Origin of the sequence: Streptomyces sp. NPDC058231 (assembly GCF_042882275.1) — a bacterium.
In the GTDB taxonomy this organism is placed as follows: domain Bacteria; phylum Actinomycetota; class Actinomycetes; order Streptomycetales; family Streptomycetaceae; genus Streptomyces.
Genome location: NZ_JBHVWN010000190.1, coordinates 1 through 1,107, shown reverse-complemented (window position 1 = coordinate 1,107; position 1,107 = coordinate 1). Strand labels below are relative to the sequence as shown.

Annotated in this window: 2 protein-coding genes; one reads left to right on the top strand and one right to left on the bottom strand. The window is 68.6% G+C overall.

Annotated elements, in window-relative coordinates; genetic code table 11:
• Window positions 1-150 precede the first annotated feature (150 nt).
• Complete coding sequence (locus ACFVXE_RS39225; RefSeq protein ID WP_389678602.1) at window positions 151-462, top strand: hypothetical protein; 312 nt, start codon at window positions 151-153, stop codon at window positions 460-462.
• On the opposite strand, the gene ACFVXE_RS39220 is transcribed toward ACFVXE_RS39225, so the two are convergent.
• The gene (locus ACFVXE_RS39220; RefSeq protein ID WP_389678600.1) at window positions 444-1,013 is read right to left on the bottom strand and encodes a GNAT family N-acetyltransferase; all 570 of its coding nucleotides are present in this window, start codon (window positions 1,011-1,013) and stop codon (window positions 444-446) included. The genes ACFVXE_RS39225 and ACFVXE_RS39220 overlap by 19 nt on opposite strands.
• Between the last annotated feature and the right edge of the window lie 94 nt (window positions 1,014-1,107).

The window sequence follows — 1,107 nt, the reverse complement described above, 5'->3', positions numbered from 1 at the left end:
CATCCCCGGGACCCCGCAAGTGAGGTCATCCTCTCCGAGGCCGTCGAGGAACCCGAGGTCGCGGCGGGCTGACGACTCTCGGGGGGCGCTTGGCTGAGTCCGTACGACGGCATCGCTGTCACCGACGCAGGCGGTCTGGACGTCGACCACATGGCTCCGCTCGCCGAGGTCCACGACTCCGGCGGCTACGCCTGGGACGCCGCCCGCCGCGAGGCGGACGCAAACGATCAGGCATCCCCGTTGACCCTGATCGCGGTCACCGCGAAGTCGAACCGCTCCGAAGCGGACAAGGATCCAGCCCAGTGGATGCCGCCAGCCGTCGGCTACCACCGCCAGTGCACCGCCGAGTGGGTGGCTACCAAGCTGCGCTGGGACCTGGCCGCAGACGATGCCGAGCGCGAGGCCCTAGGCCTGGCGGAGGACTGCCCCACCACCACCGCCACCTACGAACCCGCGCCGTAGCCACCTGCAGACGGCGGCGTGACCGAAGTCCACACGCCGAACCACTGCTCGGCGCCGTACTCCTCGTACCGCTCCACCTCGGTGAACCCCAATTTTGCCGCGAGGCGCATCGAGCGCTCGTTGGCGGTCTGAGTGCGGAGTACTACCGCCTCGCCGGGAAGCGCTGCGGTGAACCAGTCGAGTGCCGCTGCGCACGCCTCGGTTGCGTACCCGTATCCCCACGCCTGCGGCAGGAACAGGTAGGCGAGTTCGGTCTTCCCGACGTCCGGACGGATGTGCCCCGGACGCTCTGCGTGTGGATCGAGCATGATCGTGCCGATCGTCGCCCCGTCAAGATCGATCACGAAAAAGCCCGGGCGCCGCCCGGGCACCTCGGGCACCGTGCGTTCGAGCTCGGCACGCGGTCGAGGGCCACCGAGGTAAGTGTTCACCTCTGGCGAGGCGTTCAGCTCGATGGCCGCCGCACGGTCCCGGGGTTCGGACTCGCGGAGTACGAGCCGCTCGGTCTTGATCGGGGCAGGTGGCCAGGCGAGTGCTCTGGGGTCAGTCATGCCAGCCAACCTAGTGCTGCACTGCGGAAGTTCGTGGAGGGGTGCTGATCAGGTGGTCTTGAGCGGGGCACCGTCGTAGGTCCACTTGTATGGC

Excerpts from the sequence above, each read along its gene's own strand:
- ACFVXE_RS39225 (WP_389678602.1), top strand. The coding sequence starts at position 151 with ATGGCTCCGCTCGCCGAGGTCCACGACTCCGGCGGCTACGCCTGGGAC.
- ACFVXE_RS39220 (WP_389678600.1), bottom strand. The coding sequence starts at position 1,013 with ATGACTGACCCCAGAGCACTCGCCTGGCCACCTGCCCCGATCAAGACC.